Annotated in this window: 14 protein-coding genes; 4 read left to right on the top strand and 10 right to left on the bottom strand. The window is 70.4% G+C overall.

From position 1 onward, the window contains the following. Positions 1 to 85: 85 nt before the first annotated feature. Positions 86 to 1,561 carry a hypothetical protein gene (locus F0L68_RS25480; RefSeq protein ID WP_149852332.1) on the top strand — a complete coding sequence of 492 codons (1,476 nt, stop codon included), beginning with the start codon at positions 86 to 88 and terminating at the stop codon, positions 1,559 to 1,561. Between the two features lie 103 nt (positions 1,562 to 1,664). Next, positions 1,665 to 2,687 carry a YVTN family beta-propeller repeat protein gene (locus F0L68_RS25475; RefSeq protein ID WP_149852331.1) on the top strand — a complete coding sequence of 341 codons (1,023 nt, stop codon included), beginning with the start codon at positions 1,665 to 1,667 and terminating at the stop codon, positions 2,685 to 2,687. Here F0L68_RS25475 and lhgD read toward each other — a convergent pair. Genes lhgD through F0L68_RS25455 form a run of 4 tightly spaced genes read right to left on the bottom strand, consistent with a single transcriptional unit; the run spans position 2,684 to position 7,183 of the window. Next, entirely contained in the window at positions 2,684 to 3,868 is a 1,185-nt protein-coding gene (gene lhgD, locus F0L68_RS25470; RefSeq protein WP_149852330.1) for an L-2-hydroxyglutarate dehydrogenase, read from the bottom strand. The genes F0L68_RS25475 and lhgD overlap by 4 nt on opposite strands. A gap of 6 nt (positions 3,869 to 3,874) precedes the next feature. Then, positions 3,875 to 5,080 carry a glycosyltransferase family 4 protein gene (locus F0L68_RS25465; RefSeq protein ID WP_149852329.1) on the bottom strand — a complete coding sequence of 402 codons (1,206 nt, stop codon included), beginning with the start codon at positions 5,078 to 5,080 and terminating at the stop codon, positions 3,875 to 3,877. A 31-nt stretch (positions 5,081 to 5,111) separates the two neighbouring features. Next, positions 5,112 to 6,089 (bottom strand): Gfo/Idh/MocA family protein, encoded by a 978-nt coding sequence (locus tag F0L68_RS25460; protein ID WP_149852328.1) that lies wholly within the window; start codon positions 6,087 to 6,089, stop codon positions 5,112 to 5,114. Then, complete coding sequence (locus tag F0L68_RS25455; RefSeq protein WP_149852327.1) at positions 6,086 to 7,183, bottom strand: DegT/DnrJ/EryC1/StrS family aminotransferase; 1,098 nt, start codon at positions 7,181 to 7,183, stop codon at positions 6,086 to 6,088. The genes F0L68_RS25460 and F0L68_RS25455 overlap by 4 nt, the downstream gene beginning before the upstream one ends. Positions 7,184 to 7,470: 287 nt before the next feature. On the opposite strand from F0L68_RS25455, the gene F0L68_RS25450 reads away from it, so the two are divergent. Beyond that, a complete protein-coding gene (locus F0L68_RS25450) occupies positions 7,471 to 8,505 on the top strand; it encodes a lysylphosphatidylglycerol synthase domain-containing protein (RefSeq protein ID WP_149852326.1) in 1,035 nt (344 codons plus the stop codon). A 79-nt stretch (positions 8,506 to 8,584) separates the two neighbouring features. On the opposite strand, the gene F0L68_RS25445 is transcribed toward F0L68_RS25450, so the two are convergent. From F0L68_RS25445 to F0L68_RS25425, 5 genes are all read right to left on the bottom strand, one after another. Beyond that, complete coding sequence (locus tag F0L68_RS25445; RefSeq protein WP_149852325.1) at positions 8,585 to 9,037, bottom strand: VOC family protein; 453 nt, start codon at positions 9,035 to 9,037, stop codon at positions 8,585 to 8,587. A 13-nt stretch (positions 9,038 to 9,050) separates the two neighbouring features. Then, entirely contained in the window at positions 9,051 to 9,284 is a 234-nt protein-coding gene (locus tag F0L68_RS25440; protein WP_149852324.1) for an acyl carrier protein, read from the bottom strand. A 9-nt stretch (positions 9,285 to 9,293) separates the two neighbouring features. Further along, complete coding sequence (locus F0L68_RS25435; RefSeq protein WP_149852323.1) at positions 9,294 to 11,144, bottom strand: HAD-IIIC family phosphatase; 1,851 nt, start codon at positions 11,142 to 11,144, stop codon at positions 9,294 to 9,296. Between the two features lie 20 nt (positions 11,145 to 11,164). After that, a complete protein-coding gene (locus tag F0L68_RS25430) occupies positions 11,165 to 11,863 on the bottom strand; it encodes an LbetaH domain-containing protein (protein WP_149852322.1) in 699 nt (232 codons plus the stop codon). Between the two features lie 118 nt (positions 11,864 to 11,981). Next, complete coding sequence (locus F0L68_RS25425; RefSeq protein ID WP_149852321.1) at positions 11,982 to 12,794, bottom strand: HAD family hydrolase; 813 nt, start codon at positions 12,792 to 12,794, stop codon at positions 11,982 to 11,984. Between the two features lie 91 nt (positions 12,795 to 12,885). Here F0L68_RS25425 and F0L68_RS25420 point away from each other — a divergent pair, with 91 nt between their 5' ends. Further along, complete coding sequence (locus tag F0L68_RS25420) at positions 12,886 to 13,764, top strand: LLM class flavin-dependent oxidoreductase (protein WP_149852320.1); 879 nt, start codon at positions 12,886 to 12,888, stop codon at positions 13,762 to 13,764. A gap of 222 nt (positions 13,765 to 13,986) precedes the next feature. Here F0L68_RS25420 and F0L68_RS25415 read toward each other — a convergent pair whose 3' ends face one another. Continuing rightward, positions 13,987 to 15,918 carry a DUF6541 family protein gene (locus F0L68_RS25415; RefSeq protein ID WP_149852319.1) on the bottom strand — a complete coding sequence of 644 codons (1,932 nt, stop codon included), beginning with the start codon at positions 15,916 to 15,918 and terminating at the stop codon, positions 13,987 to 13,989. Positions 15,919 to 16,019: the final 101 nt, after the last annotated feature.

Below are 16,019 nucleotides of genomic sequence, written 5' to 3'. Positions count from 1 at the left end.
ACGGGGAGTACTCTCAGTAGCCCTTACACATCCTCGTAGTCAGGGGCCGACGCGCGGCGTTGGGGCAATGGCTGGGGGCCACGCTATGCAGACGCAGGGCAATACGAGCGGCGCGCCGGCCGGTGTCGACGCGAAGTTCGAGGTCAGGGTCGGGGCGGCGGCCGGGTCGGGCGGCGTCGACGCGCCGTTGACACTCGCCGTCGGCACCGTCGACATCACCCCGAGCGTGCCGCGGTGGCCCAGCCTGTGGATGGGAGGCTACGCGGGCGGGCCGCGCGGCAACCACGGCGACGTCGCGCGCACGCTGCGGGCGCACTGTGTCGTGTTCTACGACCAGGGCACGCCGAACGTGCTGCTGCGGGCCGACATCGTGCACATTCCCCGGGACGTGCACCAGGCCGTCCGAAGCCGGATCGTGGACGCGGGCCTCGTCGCGGACTCCGCCGACTTCATGATGATGGCGAGCCATACCCACTCGGGCATGTACGTCGGCGACACCACGCCGAACCCGTTCATCATGATGAATCTCCAGCCCGCCGACATCGATGCGATCAACCTGTCGACCCAGATCCTGATCGACCTGCTGGTGCAGCTCGTCACCGACACCCTCCAGGTCCCGCCGGTCGCGGTCACGCTCGGCTACGCCGAGGGCAACACGACGATCGGCTACAACCGGGTCGACATGCCGACCGTGTTGTCCACCGTGCCGGTCCTGTTGGCGCGGGCAGTCTCGGACAACAGCCCGGTCGCGTTGGTGTTCGGCTACGCCTGTCACGCGGTCGCGCGGGGCAACGACGAGGTGTTCGACAGCGACTACTGCGGCGAGGCCGCCGAGCAGGTCGAGCGGTGGCTTGGCGTGCCGGCGCTGTTCCTCCAGGGCACGGCAGGCGACCAGCAGCCGGCCGATCCACAGAGCCCGGACCAGGTGGCCAACCTCGGTGACCAGCTCGCCAGGACCATCGCGGACGTCGTGGTGCACGGCGCGTTCACTCCGGTCACCGGGCCGTTCGCGACGCAGCTGACCGAGGTGGACCTCCCGTTCACGGTGGACACCTCGAAGGCATCGGTGCGGAACCAGCTCAGGACGCGCTACCAGCAGCGGGTCAACGACAACCCGCCGACCGAGTACGTGAACCGGCACGCCCAGGTCATGCTCGGGCAGCTCGACGACGGCACACTGCCGACGTCGATCCCGATGCCGATCCAGTGCTGGAAGCTGGGCGGGCTCACGATCATGGGCCTGGCGCACGAGGCGCTGAGCGTCTACGACGGCGCGGTCAAGGCCCTCATGCCTGGCAAGAAGGTCTGGGTGCTCGGCTACACCAACGAGGTGGCCTGTTACGTCCCAGGCGACGAGGTGTCCTGGGCGGGCGGCTCGAAGCACTTCGGCTACGAGGCCGGCTGGACGGACGACCCGACCATCACCGGTGAGAACACCGCGCCGATGTTCTTCGCGTGGCCTGCGCCGTTGCGGTTCTCGCCGGTCGGCACCACGCCGCCGGCCGTTGGCAGCACCCAGCGGATCGTGCTCGACGCCTGCCGGACGCTGCTGACCGGCTGATCATCGGCGCGGAGCAGGGCGGCCTTCGGGTTTGACGGGTTCTGACAGCGCTGTCGTCTGGTTTACTGCTGCGTGGGGACAGATTGTCCGGAGGAGCCGCCACGTGCGTAGAGCCAGTGGAACCACCGTCGCCCTGGCCATGACGATGCTGGCCGCGTTGTCCGTCGGGGCCGCCTCGGCGGCGCCTGCGGCGGAGGTCGGCGCGCCGCGGACCTTCCTGTACGTGCCAGACGAGGGAACCGGGAGCGTGTCGGTCATCGACGCGGCGACGGGCGCGACCACGGCCACCATCCTGGTCGGCGCGTCCCCGAACCGGCTCGTGGCCGCCCCGGACGGCCGGCATGTGTACGTCGCGAGCAGGGGCACCAGGTCGGTCGCCACGATCGACACGAGGACCAATCGCTGGGTCAGCACGGTCAAGCTGCCCAAACCGGCCGTCGACCTCGCCGTGAGTCCCGACGGGAGCCGGCTGTACGCCAGCGAGGAACGCGGTGTCGACGTCGACGTCATCGACACCGGGATCTCCGCGATCGTCGACACCGTCCTGGTCGCCGATCCCGACGCTGGTGACACCGCATACCGGATCGCCATGTCTCCCGACGGGAGCCGGCTCTACGCCAACACGCTGCGGTCCAACCTCGTGCGGGCCGTCGACACCAGCGACAACGCGGTCGTGGACTCCGTGGAGCTGCCGTCGCATCCCAGCGCGATGGCCGTGTCGCCGGACAACTCGCAGCTCTACACCGCGCAGTCTGACGGAGTGTCCATTGTGGACACAGACACCATGGCGGTGTCCGACACGGAGTCGGCCAGCAGCGGGCTCGTCACCGGGCTGGCGGTCACTCCGGACGGCGCGAAGCTGTACGGCAGCTACTACGCCGGCGACGTGGTCGTGGTCGACGCGCAGCAGAACACCACGATCACCACCATCAGCACCCCCAAGGGGGTCGGCGGGTCCTCGCTCACGTTGAGCGGCGCCGGCGACACCGCCTACGTGACCAACGCCTACGCCAACACGCTGACCGTGATCGACACGGCCTCCAACACGGTCACCACGACCTGGCAGTTCCCCGCCGGCACCACGCCGAGGGATGTCGCTGTGCTGCCGAGCCCGCCGGTCAGCTAGTCCCGCAGCTGGTTCGCCACGTGCCGCGCGATCTCCAGCGCGCTGGTTGCCGCCGGGGACGGCGCGTTGAGCACGTGCACCTGGTGCGGCGCCGTTTCGATCAGGAAGTCGTCAACGAGCGCGCCGCTGGGCAGCATCGCCTGGGCCCGCACGCCGGCATGGGACGGCACGAGGTCGGCCTCGCGCACGGCCGGCACCAGCCTGGCCAGGCTGGCGGCGAAGCGCCGCCGGGACAGTGAGCGCAGCACCTCGTCTAGCCCGGTGCGCCCGTACCGCATGGCCAGCCGCCAGGAACCGGGGAACGCGGCCATCTCGGCGAGGTCGCGCGGCGACACGTCGCGCCAGCGGTAGCCCTCCCTGCGCAACGCGAGCACCGCGTTCGGGCCGGCGTGCACGCTGCCGTCCAGCATCCTGGTCAGGTGCACGCCGAGGAACGGCAGCGTCGGGTCGGGCACCGGATAGATCAACCCGCGCACCAGGTGCCGCCGGTCGGGGCGCAGCTCGTAGTACTCACCGCGGAACGGCAGGATCCGCGCTGCCGGCCGCAGCCCGGCCAGCCGCGCCACCCGGTCGCTGTGCAGCCCGGCGCAGTTGACCAGGGCGTCGGCCCGCACGACCCCCTGCGGCGTGGCCACCTCGACGCCGGCGCGCGTCGAGGACGGCCTGATCGCGAGCGCCGCGCAGTCGGTGCGCAGCTCGGCGCCGCGCGCGGCGAGCGACCGGACCAGCGCGGCGCACACGGCGGGGAAGTCGATGATCGCGGTGCTCTCCACCCGCAGCGCGGCGACGCAGGACACCTCGGGCTCGTGCTCCCGCGCCTGCTGCGGCGAGATCAGCGCCGCCTCGACCCCGTTGGCCTCGGCCCGTTCGGCGAGCGCGCGCAGCCTCGGCAGCTCGTCGGGCGAGACCGCGACGACCAGCTTGCCGCAGACCTCGACGGGCACGTCGTGCTCGCGCGCGAACCGCACCATCGACGCGTTGCCGGCCACTGACATCCGCGCCTTGAGCGAGCCGGGCCGGTAGTACAGCCCGGCGTGCGCGACGTTGCTGTTGTGCCCGGTCTGGTGGGCCGCCCAGCGCGGCTCCTTCTCCAGCACGGTCACCCGGTCGCCGCGGGCGGCGAGCTCGTCGGCCGTTGCCAGGCCGACGATCCCGCCACCGATCACGACCACGTGGCGCACGGCGGGCTACTTGCCGCTCTTACCGGCAAGCCCCTTGAGCACCTGGAGGTTGGCCTCGCAGATCTCCGGCATCTCGAAGTTGTCGAAGACCCAGTTGCGGCCGGCCTCGCCGACCTTGCTGGCCAGCGTCGGGTCCTCGATGAGCCGGTTGATCGAGGCCGCGAGGGCGGCGTGGTCGCCGGGACGCACGAGCAGCGAGTCCTCGCCGTCCCGCAGCGCCGCGTTCTGGAAGTAGTCGGGCCGCTCGGCCATCACGGTCGGCCGGCCGGCCGCCATGGCCTCCAGGCTGGCGATGCCGATGCCGAAGCCCTGGAGGTCGTGCACCTCCATGTCCGCGCCGGCCAGGATGCCAGGGATGTCGGCCTTGGGCAGCGCGCCGGTGCAGATGAGGGCGTGCTCGACCCCCAACTCCTTGGCCCGCTCCAGGAAGCGGTGGTAGTACATGCCGCCGATGATCAGCACCTTGGTGTCGGGGTGCTTGGCCAGCACGCCGGGCAGCGCCTCGACGAGGTTGACCCGGTCGCGCACGGGGATGACGTGCCCGAGCGAGGCGATCAGCGGGCCGTCGCCGATCTCGAAGCGCTCGCGCAGCTTCGCGCGCTCGGCCACGTGGTCCAGGTCGTGGAAGCGGTCCAGCTCGACGCCGACCGCGATCTTCTCGATCCGGTCGTCGCGGAGCTTGTAGCGCTTCTTGATGTACTCGTTGAACACCGTGTCGATGGCGACGACCTTGGTGGGCTTGATGAACGCCAAGATCGGCCGGACGATCGTGGCGTCCATGACGCGGAACACCGCGTGCACCGGCTTCATCGGGCTTTGCAACCTGGTGTGCAGCGTCAGCAGCGTCGGCACCTTCCTGCTGCGTGCCCACAGGCCGGTCTGCCAGGTCAGGTCGAAGAACTGCCCGTGCTGGTGGATCACGTCGGGACGGAAGTCGTCCAGGAGCCGGAACACCTTCTTGCGGTTGCCCCAGCGCAGCGCGAAGGTGATGTCGAAGTTGAACGAGATCCTGGTCTCGGGCAGCGTCCAGGAGTCCATGCGGACGATCTTGATGCCGTCGCGTTCCTCCACCGGCAGCGCACCCTTGTAGGCCGCCGTGATGACCAGAACCTCGTGGCCCTGCTTGGCGTAGTGCCTGGCAAGCGTGTCCGAGACGTAGGCGCTGCCCCCCACACGGGGCGGGAAGAAGTTGTTGACGACTGCGATGCGCACGCGGGAAGTCCTCTCAGCTCTCGTTGTCCGGTCAGTGGCCGTTGGTGGCGGACAGGGTGGCGTCCCTGACCACCTTGTGTGCGGGCAGGATCCCGGCCCGCTCGGCCTTCACCTCGTCCGAACCCGCACCGAGCTCGAGCAGGTTGAGGAAGTGGTTGAGCTGGGCGGCGAGCGGCTCGGCGCTCTGGAGAATCGTGGGCAGCTCGATCACGGTCTGCTGCCGGTAGCCGACGCCGTCGGCGGCCGGCGAGTCGGCGACGTGCCGGTAGATCGTGATGTCCCTGCGGAGCAGGTCGATCTCGATGAGCCGGTCCAGTTCCAACACGGACAGCTGACGCACCTTGCGCTGGCTGATCCGGCTGGCGGAGATGGTGGCCAGCGCGCCGTCGGGGAACGACATCGTCGCGTCGGCGCTGTCCTCGGACCGGTTCTGCCTGGACGGCTCGTGGAAGTAGCCGAACGAACCCTTCACCGCGGCAGGCGACTGCCTGGTGAACTGGATGGCCAGGTCGACGTCGTGGATCAGGAGGTCGCCCGCGACGCCGGTCTTGATCCTCGGCACGAACGGCGAGTGCCGGATCGCGTTGATCTGGACGACGTCGCCGACGAACTGCCGCGCGGTCAGCACGGCCGGGTTGAACCGCTCGACGAAGCCGCACATCAGCGGCAGCCCGCGCTTCTCGGACTCGGCCACGAGCTCGACCGACTGCTCGTAGGTGGCCGCGAGCGGCTTCTCCACGAGCATCGGCTTGCCGAGTTCGAGGACCTGCCTGGCGATGTCGTAGTGCGCCTGCGTCGCCGCGGCGATCACCACGGCGTCCACGTCGGCGATCGCGTCGAGCGACGGCGCGTAGGTGGTGCCGTAGCGGTTGGCGATCTCCTGGCCGACGTCCTCGCGCTGCTCGACGAGGACGGTGAGGTCGCAGCGGTCCGACTGGGTCAGCACGCGGGCGTGCAGTGAGCCCATGTTGCCCGCGCCGATGAGCGCGATCTTGGGACGAGCGGTCATGCGCCCAGCACCTCCCGAACCGCGCTGACGATGGTGTCCAGCTCGGCGTCGGTGAGCTTCGGGTGCACCGGCAGCGACAGCGCCTGCCGCGCGACCCTCGTCGCGACCGGCACGTCGGAGGCGATCACGTTCGGGTTGTCCCGATAGCAGTCGTAGTCGAAGACGACCTTCGGGTAGTAGATCCCGTTGCCGATGCCCTTCTCGGTGAGCTTCGCGGCGAACTCGTCGCGGTCGACCGGGGCGTCGTCGGTGACCAGCACCGTGTACTGGTGCCACACGTGCGTGCGGCCGGGCAGCACCTCCGGCACCTGGAGGCCGGTGATGCCGGACAGCCCCTTGGACAGCGTCTCGGCGTTGCGCCGACGCGCCTCGGTGAGCTGCTCCAGCTTCTCCAGCTGCGGGATGCCGACGGCGGCGTGCAGGTCGGTCATCCGGTAGTTGTGGCCGGCCATCTCGTACTGGTAGCGCGCCCGCATGCCCTGGTTGCGCGACACCCGCAGGTAGTCGGCGATCGCGTCGTCCGAGGTGGTGATCATGCCGCCCTCGGCGGTGGTGACGTTCTTCGTCGCGTAGAGCGAGAAGCAGCCGATGCCGTAGCTGCCGGCCGGCCTGCCGTCGAAGGTCGCGCCAACCGCCTGCGCGGCGTCCTCGACCAGGGCGAGGCCGTGCTCCTTGGCCAGCGGGGCGAGGCGGCCCATGTCGGCCATCTGCCCGTAGAGGTGCACCGGCATCAGCACCTTGGTCCTCGGGCCGATCTGCGCGGCGACCGCGTCGGGGTCGATGCAGAAGTCGTCGGCGCGGATGTCGGCGAACCGGGCCGTCGCGCCGGCCTCCAGGATCGCGTTCAGCGTGGCGACGAAGGTGAAGGGCGTGGTGACGACCTCGTCTCCGGGCTGGAGGTCAAGCGCCTGGATGGACGCGACCAACGCCGTGGTGCCGTTGTTGACGGCGATGGCGTGGGGCACACCCGCGACGCTGGCGAACGCCTCCTCGAGGCGTTTGACCATCGGGCCCTGAGCGATGGCACCGGACTTGAGCACCTCGGTGACGAGGGGCTCTGCATCGCGAACGTCTACAACGGTGATGGGGATCATGCAGCAGTCTTTCGCTTCCGGAGACGGTCGGACGCGTCAGGTACAGTCACCTTGCGGTTCCGCCCCGGCGCGGTTCCACAGGCTACCTGGATCGTTGGTGGGCCTGGCCTGAGACCCTGTGGCGTGGATCGGTGGGAGTCACCGCGACCCGCGCCCCCGGCCGGGGTTGAAGCGACCGTTACCATCTCAACGCCGAATTCCGCCGCGGCACGAAGGTGGCGTGGGGCGGCCCGCGCAGCCTGGCATGCGTCCGGACGGGCGCATCCGTCAAGATCACGGGAGACTCGATGACGGTCGAGCACGACCTGAATGCCGGAGGGCAGGCGGAGGACATGTCCGTCACGGACGATGCGGCGGCGGCGACCGCCAAGCCGGCGCGCACGCGCAGGGCAACGCTGATCGCGTGGGCGAGGCGGATCCTGCTGCTGGTGGTGCTGGCCGGCGCGACCTACCAGGTCGTCAGGCAGTGGAACGACATCTCGGCGACGCTGCTGAAGCTGTCCTGGCAGTCGGTGACGCTGTCCATGCTGGCCGTGCTCGTCGGCGTGTGGCTCGGCCCGGTCGTCTGGAAGATCGTGCTGTCCGACCTCGGCGCGCCCGTGTCGGTCGTCGACTCGTCCAAGTTCTACCTGGTCGGCCAGCTCGGCAAGTACATCCCGGGCTCGGTGTGGGCGGTGCTGCTGTCCATGGAGCTGGCCAAGGAGGCCGGGGTGAGCAGGGCGCGGACCTTCACGGCCGGCCTGATCGCCACCGGGATCGGCGTGGTCGCCTCGATGATCACCGCGCTGCTGGCGCTCCCGGTGATCCTGACCGGCAACCGCGAGCTGCTGTGGCTGTTCGCGCTGCTGCCCGTCGGCCTGGTTTTCCTGCACCCCAAGCCGTTGACCTGGCTGGTCTCCCGCGTGCTGCGGCTGATCGGCAAGCAGCCGCTGCCGCACCCGCTCAACGGCATCGCGATCTTCAAGGCGACGGCCGTCGCCGCGCTGGTCTACGTGGTCTTCGGCGTGCACCTGTGGCTGCTGGCGCACTCCGCCGGGTCGCCGGGCCTCGGCTCGCTGCTGCTGTGCGTCGGCACGATGGGTGTGGCGATGACGGCCGGCCTGTTCGCGTTCTTCCTGCCGTCCGGCCTCGGCGCCCGTGAGGCCGTGGTCGCCGCGGCGCTGACCACCGTGATGCCGCTGGGTCAGGCGACCGCGCTGGTCGTGGTGTCCCGGCTGATGTTCACCGTGGCCGACCTGAGCTCGGCCGGCGCGGCGTGGCTGATCGCCCAGCTCCACCGCAAGCGGGTCGACGGCGTCGCAGTGGCTGCCGACCCCTCCTGAGTGTCAGGTCATGAAGGGTCTCTTCAGGACGTTGGGTGTCCTGAAGAGACCCTTTTAGGAGGTGTCCTGAAGGGACCCTTTAGGACACTGAAGAGGTGTCCTGGGCGGAACGTCGGGGCGCGTCGTACTTGACCAGCTCGACCATCATGCCCACCGGCTTGCCGAGGAACATGAAGGCGACCTGCATGCCTTCCCGCGCGCCCGCGCAGGGCTCCTGGTCGACCTGGACGAAGCCGGACTGGCGCAGCCGCTCCAGCTCGCCGACGATGTCGTCGACCTCGAGGGCGATGTGGTACAGACCGGGCCCGTTGCGCTTCAGCCTGCTGCTGACCACCGCGTCCTCGCGGACCGGCGCGACCAGCTCGATCGCGAAGGCGGCGGGATCGGGGCTGAGCTGCCAGAACTCGCAGGCCACGCCGTACTGCTCGGCGACCCCGGCCTCGACCTTGTCCAGGCCCATGGCCGCGAGATAGGTCCCGGCCTTGGGCAGGTCGTCGGTCAGCAGCCCCACATGGTCGATGCCGAGGATCATGCCGGTACCGCCGTCACTTGCCCGGCTTGGCCAGGGCGGCGAGCTCCCCGACGGTGCGCACGGTGTGGAACTCGCGCAGGTCCAGCTTCACCTTGAGCTGGGACTCCAACTGCATGAGCAGCTCAAGGGCCGCCATGCTGTCCCAGTCCTCCAGCGAGGAGAACTCGGTGTCGGGGTGCAGGTCATCCTCGGACATGTCGAGCACGTCCGCCACGACCGCGACCACGGCCTGCTGGGTGTCACTCACGGGAGCTGTCTACCTTTCCTCTACGCGTACCCAGGCGGGCACCAGATCCTCCACATTGTCCAGGTGGAGGGTGAAGATCTTGCCGTCGGCTCCCTCTTCGGTGAGGTCGAAGCCAGCCTTGGACCACAGCTGCGCGGCGACCGAGTTGCGGGCGGAGGGCACGAACCGTCCTTCGAGCGCGCTGGCGCCTGCGGCCTTGGCCTGCCTGGCCAGCCAGCCGAGCACGCCAAGCTCGATGCCCCTGCCGAGCACCCGGCAGCTCATTACGAAGTTCAGCGCCCGCCAGGTGTCGCCGTCGGCGGCCACCCAGGCCGCCCCGACGACGCCCTCGTCGCCGAACCGGTCCTTGACCGACCAGGAGAACACCAGGTGCGCGGGGTCCTCGGCGAGCTGCGCGGTCTCGTTCTGGCTGAACCGCACGCCGGTCAGGTTGAACTGGTTGGTGCGGGCGGCGAGCTGGGCGATGCGCGGGACCTCGAACGGGGTCGCCCGCGCGACGGACAGCGTGATGTCCAGCGCGGCGAGGTAGTCCTCCGAGGACCCGAACCCGCCGGCGAACTGGCTGCGCTCGGCGCGGACCTTGTACAAGCCGGGACGCTTCTTGTCCGTCTCGGTCAGGTCGAGGGTGTCGAACCAGCCGCCGCGCACCAGGGTGCGCGTGAGGTAGGCCGGGTCGCCGTCGGCCGGCAGCACGGTGACCTCGGGCAGCTCGTCGGCGACATGGCCGCGCTCGAACTGCGAGTCGTCCAGGAACACGAACGAGCCGACCGACAGGTCCAGCTCGCCGGCCATCTGCCGCAGGTTGCCGGCCTTGGGGGACCAGTTCACCGCGGTGGCCGAGAAGACGTCGGGACGCAGCAGCATCTCCGGGTGGTCGCGCAGCGCCGCGTCCACGTGCTCGGCGTCGTTCTTGCTGGCCAGCACCAGGATGACGCCCTGGTCCCGCAGCCGGAGCGCGGTCCGCTGGAGCTCCTTGTAGCACTTGCCCGGGTACAGGCCGCCGAGCTCGACGCCCTCCGCGCCGACCTCGCCGAGCACGCCGCCCCACAGCGTGTTGTCCAGGTCCAGCGCGAGCACCTTGCGCGACAGCCCCGACTTCGCCTGGAGGAACCGCCGGACCTCGGTGGCCAGCAGGACCAGCGCGTCGTCGGTGTAGGGCAGGTCGGCGTACCGGCGCAGCCGGTCGTCGCGGGCGGCCACCGCGGCCTCGGCCAGCGCGCTGGTGAAGTCGGCGACCGCGATCGTCGGGTTCGCCTCGGGCAGTTCGAGCAGCGCCGCGTTCAGCTTCGCCCAGCACCTGGCGAACGCCGCTCGCTGCCGCCAGCTGACGATCGTGTCCAGCACCTCGGTCGGCGCGGGGACGGTGTGCAGCAACAGGGTCGTGCCGTTGCGCTCGGCCACCGCCGAGAGCAGCCCGCACAGCGCGGTGGCCCGCTCGGTGACGAACTCGGTCAGCGCGTCGACGTCCGCGCCGCCCCAGTCCTTCGGCAGGAAGTAGGAGTCGTCCAGCAGGCAGAACACCACGTCCTGCTCGGCGCCGAACAGCGGGTTGTCCGCGTCGGTCAGCGTGAGGTCGAAGGCGCCGTAGTCGGCCGCCGTGAACGTGGGCAGCATGCCGCCAGCCACCACGGTCGCCCTGACCAGCTGCTCAAGCGGGCCAGGGGTGGCGGTGGCCAGCAGGCCGACCCGCACCGGCCGCAGGCCGTCGGCCTCGGTCAGCTTGGCCAGCGCCCGGCCGGCCTGCCGCAGCAGCGCGCCGTCCCGGCTGTCCGCCAGGGCCGCCAGGTCGGCGGGTGCGGGGACACGTCCGTCCCGCACCGCGCTCTTGATGTTGTCGACTGTCTCGCTGATCGCACTCATCTCCCGGGCTCGGGACACGGTCACTTCTTGGTCTTCGGACGGTCGTCCCACGCCTTGAGCAGGCTGGCGACCTCGGTGGGCAGGCCGTCCGGCAGCGCTTCCCTGCCGGCCAGGTACCCGAACATGGCCTGCACCGTCTCATCATCACAGCCGAGCCGGGACAAACCCACCGTGTTGACGCTCACTGCCTTCGCCGGGTTGCCGACCGTCACGGAGAAGGGCTTGACCACCTTGCGGATGGCCGAGGACATGCCGACCATCGCGCCGGGCCCGATCGCCACGCCCTGGTGCACCGCCGCGCTCATGCCGAGGTTCGCGTAGGACCAGACGTCGTTGTGCCCGGCCACCTGCACCACCGGGGCCAGCGTCACGTGGTCGCCGAGGACCACGTCGTGCCCGATGTGGCTGTGCACCAGCAGGAAGCAGTCGCTGCCGACCTGGGTCGGCCGGTGCGTGCCGCCCTGGAGGGTGACGTGCTCGCGGAGCCGGTTGCGGTCGCCGACCCGCACGCCGAACTCGCCCTGCTCGCCCTCCCAGCCGACCACGTGGGGGGTGGACCGGTTCTCCGGCGGCGTGCCGATGACCACGTGCGGGCCGATCCAGTTGCCGTGTCCGATCGTCGTTGGCCCCAGGATGACCGCGTACGGCCCGATGACGTTGTCGTCGCCGAGTTCGACGCCGTCGCCGATGATCGCGGTGGGGTGGATGCGGTTCGCCACGCCAACCATCCTGTCATGGGTGCGGCGCGTGGCCCGCACAGGTCACGGGTGGGCCCGGCCGGTCTCGCCGAGGCACCCAATGCCGCAGGGACCAGGTCCGCAGCGGCTCAGCTGCCGGTCAGAACCAGCGTTCCAGGACCAGCGCGACGCCGTCCTCGGAGTTCGGCGCGGTGACCTCGTCGGCCACCGCGAGCGCGGCCTGGTGGGCGTTGGCCATGGCCACACCGTGGCCGGCCCAGCGCAGCATCGGCACGTCGTTGGGCATGTCCCCGAACGCGACGACCTCGGCCGCGTCGACGCCGGCCCGCTGCGCGACCTCGGCCAGCCCGGTCGCCTTGGTCACCCCACGCGCCGAGATCTCCAGCAGGCCGGAGTTGCTGGAGAAGGTGACGTCCACGGCGTCGCCGAACACCGCCTCGGCGGCGACGGCCATCGCCGCGCTGGTCATCTCGCCGTGCCGCACCAGGAGCTTCACCGCGGTGTGCCCGAGCACCTCGCCGCGGGTCACCTCGGTGTGGTCGCCGTCGCCCCACGGGTGGTGGTAGGCCGTCTCGGCGACGAACTGGCGGACTGTGTGGTCCAGCGCGGACGTGCCGACCCGCTCGGTGGCCACGGCGCAGCCCGGCAGCGCCAGGTCCAGCTCGCGGGCCAGGTCGGCGAGCAGCGTCGGCGCGAGCCCGCGCTGCCAGAGCACCCGGTCCGCGCCGATGTCGTAGAGCACCGCGCCGTTCGCGCAGACCGCGTACCCGTCGGTGCCAGCGGCCTCGGCCACCGACGGCACCCAGCGCGGCGGCCGGCCCGTGACGAGCACGAACGGTGTTCCGGACGCCATCACCCTGCCGAGCACCGCAGCGGTGCGATCGGTCACCCGGTCCAGCGGGGTGATCAGGGTTCCGTCCACGTCGGAGGCCACCAGGCCGGGTCTTTCCACTCTGTCCATCCTGCCCTGTCCCGACGTCGGACACGGCGGTCGTGAGCGCACTCACTGTCGACCTGCCGGGCACGATCGTTAGGGTCCAAAGGTGCGTATTGGCATCGTGATCTTGCCCGAACACCGGTGGTGGGTTGCCGAGCCCAAGTGGCGGGCCGCCGAGGAGTACGGCTTCCAGCACGCGTGGACCTACGACCATCTCGGCTGGCGCACGCTGGTCGACGGGCCGTGGTTCGGCGCGCTGCCGACGCTGACCGCGGCGGCGATGGTGACCTCGCGGATCCGGCTCGGCACGTTCGTCGCGTCCCCGGCCTTCCGGCACCCGGTGCCCTTCGCCCGCGAGCTGCTCACCATCGACGACATCTCCGACGGCCGGTTCACCCTCGGCGTCGGTGCGGGCGGCCCGGGCTACGACACCGTGGTGCTGGGCGCCGAGCCGCTTGCGCCGAGGGAGCGGACGGCCAGGTTCACCGAGTTCGTCGAGCTGCTGGACAAGCTGCTCAGGCAGGACAGGACTACCTGGCGGGGCAGCTACTACGCGGCGGAGGAGGCCCGCAGCGCGCCGGGCTGTGTGCAGCGCCCGAGGCTGCCGTTCCTGGTGGCCGCGAACGGCCCGAAGGCGATGCGGGTGGCGGCGACGTACGGCAACGGCTGGGTGACCACCGGCCCGGAGACCGAGGACAACGCCGAGTGGTGGCGCGGGGTCGGCGAGCTGTCGGAGCGGTTCGACAAGGCCGCGGCCGAGGCCGGCCGCGATCCGGCGACGCTGGACAAGTACATCAGCGTGGACTCGTCCCCGGTGTTCTCGCTGTCCAGTGTGGAGTGCTTCCGCGACATGGTGGGTCGCGCGACCGAGCTGGGCTTCACCGATCTGGTGACGCACTGGCCGCGCGCCGACGGCGTGTACGCGGGCAGGGAGTCCGTGTTGGAGCAGGTGGCGGCCGAGGTGCTGCCGGGGCTGGCTGGTTGATCGGTCCCCACTCGACCGAGTGGCCCCACTGGTCTAGTGGCACGCGGGGCGGGACCCTTCAGACGACCCGATCGTGGTCGTGGCCGGACGGGGCAGCTGGCCAGGGCGCGGTGCTGGTGGTGTGGGCCGGCAGGGGCAGCCGACCCACACCACCGTGACGGGCCGGCGGCCGTGGGGCCCGGGACCGGTGCACGACCGGTGCCGGGCCCCACGGCACGGACCTCAGCCGAGATCGGGCAGCTGGTAGACCTTGGCGGTGCCCGTGTCGAGCACGACCTTCACGCCGGGCACCTTCTCGATGCCGAGGTAGCCCTTCGGCCGGGCGAGGCTCCCGTAGATCTCGTCGGTGGCCAGATACAGGTAGCGGACGCCGAGCCGCTTGGCGGCGGCCCGCACGGCGGGATTGGTGTCCCACTGGTTGAGCATGTTGACCATGTACCACTGGTCGTCGCTCAACACGCCGACGTCGTAGTGGGTGAACACCGAGGGCTGCTTGCTGATCGCGTACATCCACACGGAACCGTCGTAGGGGTCGTTCAGGACGCGCCCCTTGCCGCCGGTCACCCTCGGCAGCTCGCGCATCGCCTCGACCTCGTGCGCGTCGAGCACGCCCGGCCGGTAGCCCCGTTCGACCCGCTTCGCGTTCTGGTCGACGTAGCCGAATCCCGAGGCGAAGAAGATCACCAGGCTGACGCCGATCGCCACGTACGGCCGCGCGGTGCCCGGCAGCCGCAGCAGCCCGCCGAGCGACGCCAGACCGATGCCCACGAGCGGTGTGGCCGCGACGCAGGCGATGGCCGCGGTGCGCCACGGATCGTTGTACCAGGGGGCGCTGAGCAGTCCGATGATCTTCCAGTGCGGCACCGACGCGTGCACCGACAGCAGGGCGAAGAACAGATAGGTGACGGTCAGCCAGGCTGTTCTGCGGTGTCGAAGCGCCACCAGCGCGGACAGGGTGACGACGACCGCGAGCAGGTACTGCGTCGTCTGGGCCGTGTGGAAGCCGAACTTGGCGAGCTGGTCGTCGCCGAAGCCGAAGCCGAAGACCTGCCTCGACGCCTCGATCGTGCTGACGCCCTGGCTCCAGTCGAAGGTCGCGACCCGACCGGCCTGGGACAGGATGCCCTTGACCTGGGGTGCCAGCGCGACCGCGGCCAGCGCGCCGAGCGCGGCCAGCGCGAGGAACTCCCCGACCAGCTCGCGGCGGGGTTTCAGCGCCCGGACCACGAACCACCAGAAGCAGAAGAACGCGACGCAGAACGCGACGCTGGTGTGCACCGAGGCGATCCCGACCAGCGCGAGCGCGGCCACCGGGATCAGCCCCCGGTGTCGGGTGACGCCGGTCAGCAGGACGACGAGGACCGGGCCGAGCAGCGCGAGCCCGATGGCGAAGGGCAGCGCGGGTCGCCAGATCTGGTCGATCGGGAAGATCGAGAAGCTGGCGGAGAACGCGGCCGCGAGCGAGGTGGCCAGCGCGTTGCGCCGGGACACGTACCAGGTCAGGGCCGCCACGCTGATCGGCACAAGCACTGCGGTGATCAGCAGCATGTCCATGTTGATCAGTCGAACGGCGTTCTGCCCGGTGACCTGCTGCACCAGCGAACCGAGGGCGTGGATCGCGGAGGGGTAGTAGGTCGGCGCGTGCGAGGACCAGTTCTGGAAGTCGCCGGCGCGCAACGGCGAGGCGTCGCCCGTGTCGGTGATCCACTGCGTGTAGTTCGCGTGCCAGGCGGGGTCCCAGCCCTGGTGCACCGAGTCGATGCCCTCGGAACCCATGCCCCGCAGCACCTCGACCACGCCGATGACGGCCGCGAAGCCGAGGCCGACCAGCACGGCGAGGATCTTCCGCGTGCGGTGTGCCTCGTCGGCCGGGACCTCGTCGGTCGCCTCGTCAGGCACCTCGCCGCGACCGGTCCACCGGTCGAGCAGCGGGCGGACGAAGCGGCCGACCAGCCAGCTCAGGACGACGGTGATGGCGAACACCACGGCTGCGGTGCCGAGGTTCCACCTGATGTCCAGCTTGCCGAGCAGCGGTGTGGCCGCGCCGACCACGCCGTAGGTGACGGCAGGCGCGACCGCGACCGTGACGAGACCGCGAAGTCCAAGGAGCGTGCCTAGCACGATGCCCGGCCCGTACAACAGGACCAGGTACACGGCAGCTAGTAGGACGGCTGATAGCACAGGATCCTCATGGTTCCGGGTACGGATTGTGGGGTGGCGGTCAGTGTATGGGTAACGGTGCGTGCATCTTGCGA

Origin of the sequence: Solihabitans fulvus, assembly GCF_008386585.1 — a bacterium.
GTDB classification, from domain to species: domain Bacteria; phylum Actinomycetota; class Actinomycetes; order Mycobacteriales; family Pseudonocardiaceae; genus Solihabitans; species Solihabitans fulvus.
Note: the sequence above shows the minus strand (reverse complement) of the source record. Positions and strands in the feature narration are given on the sequence as shown.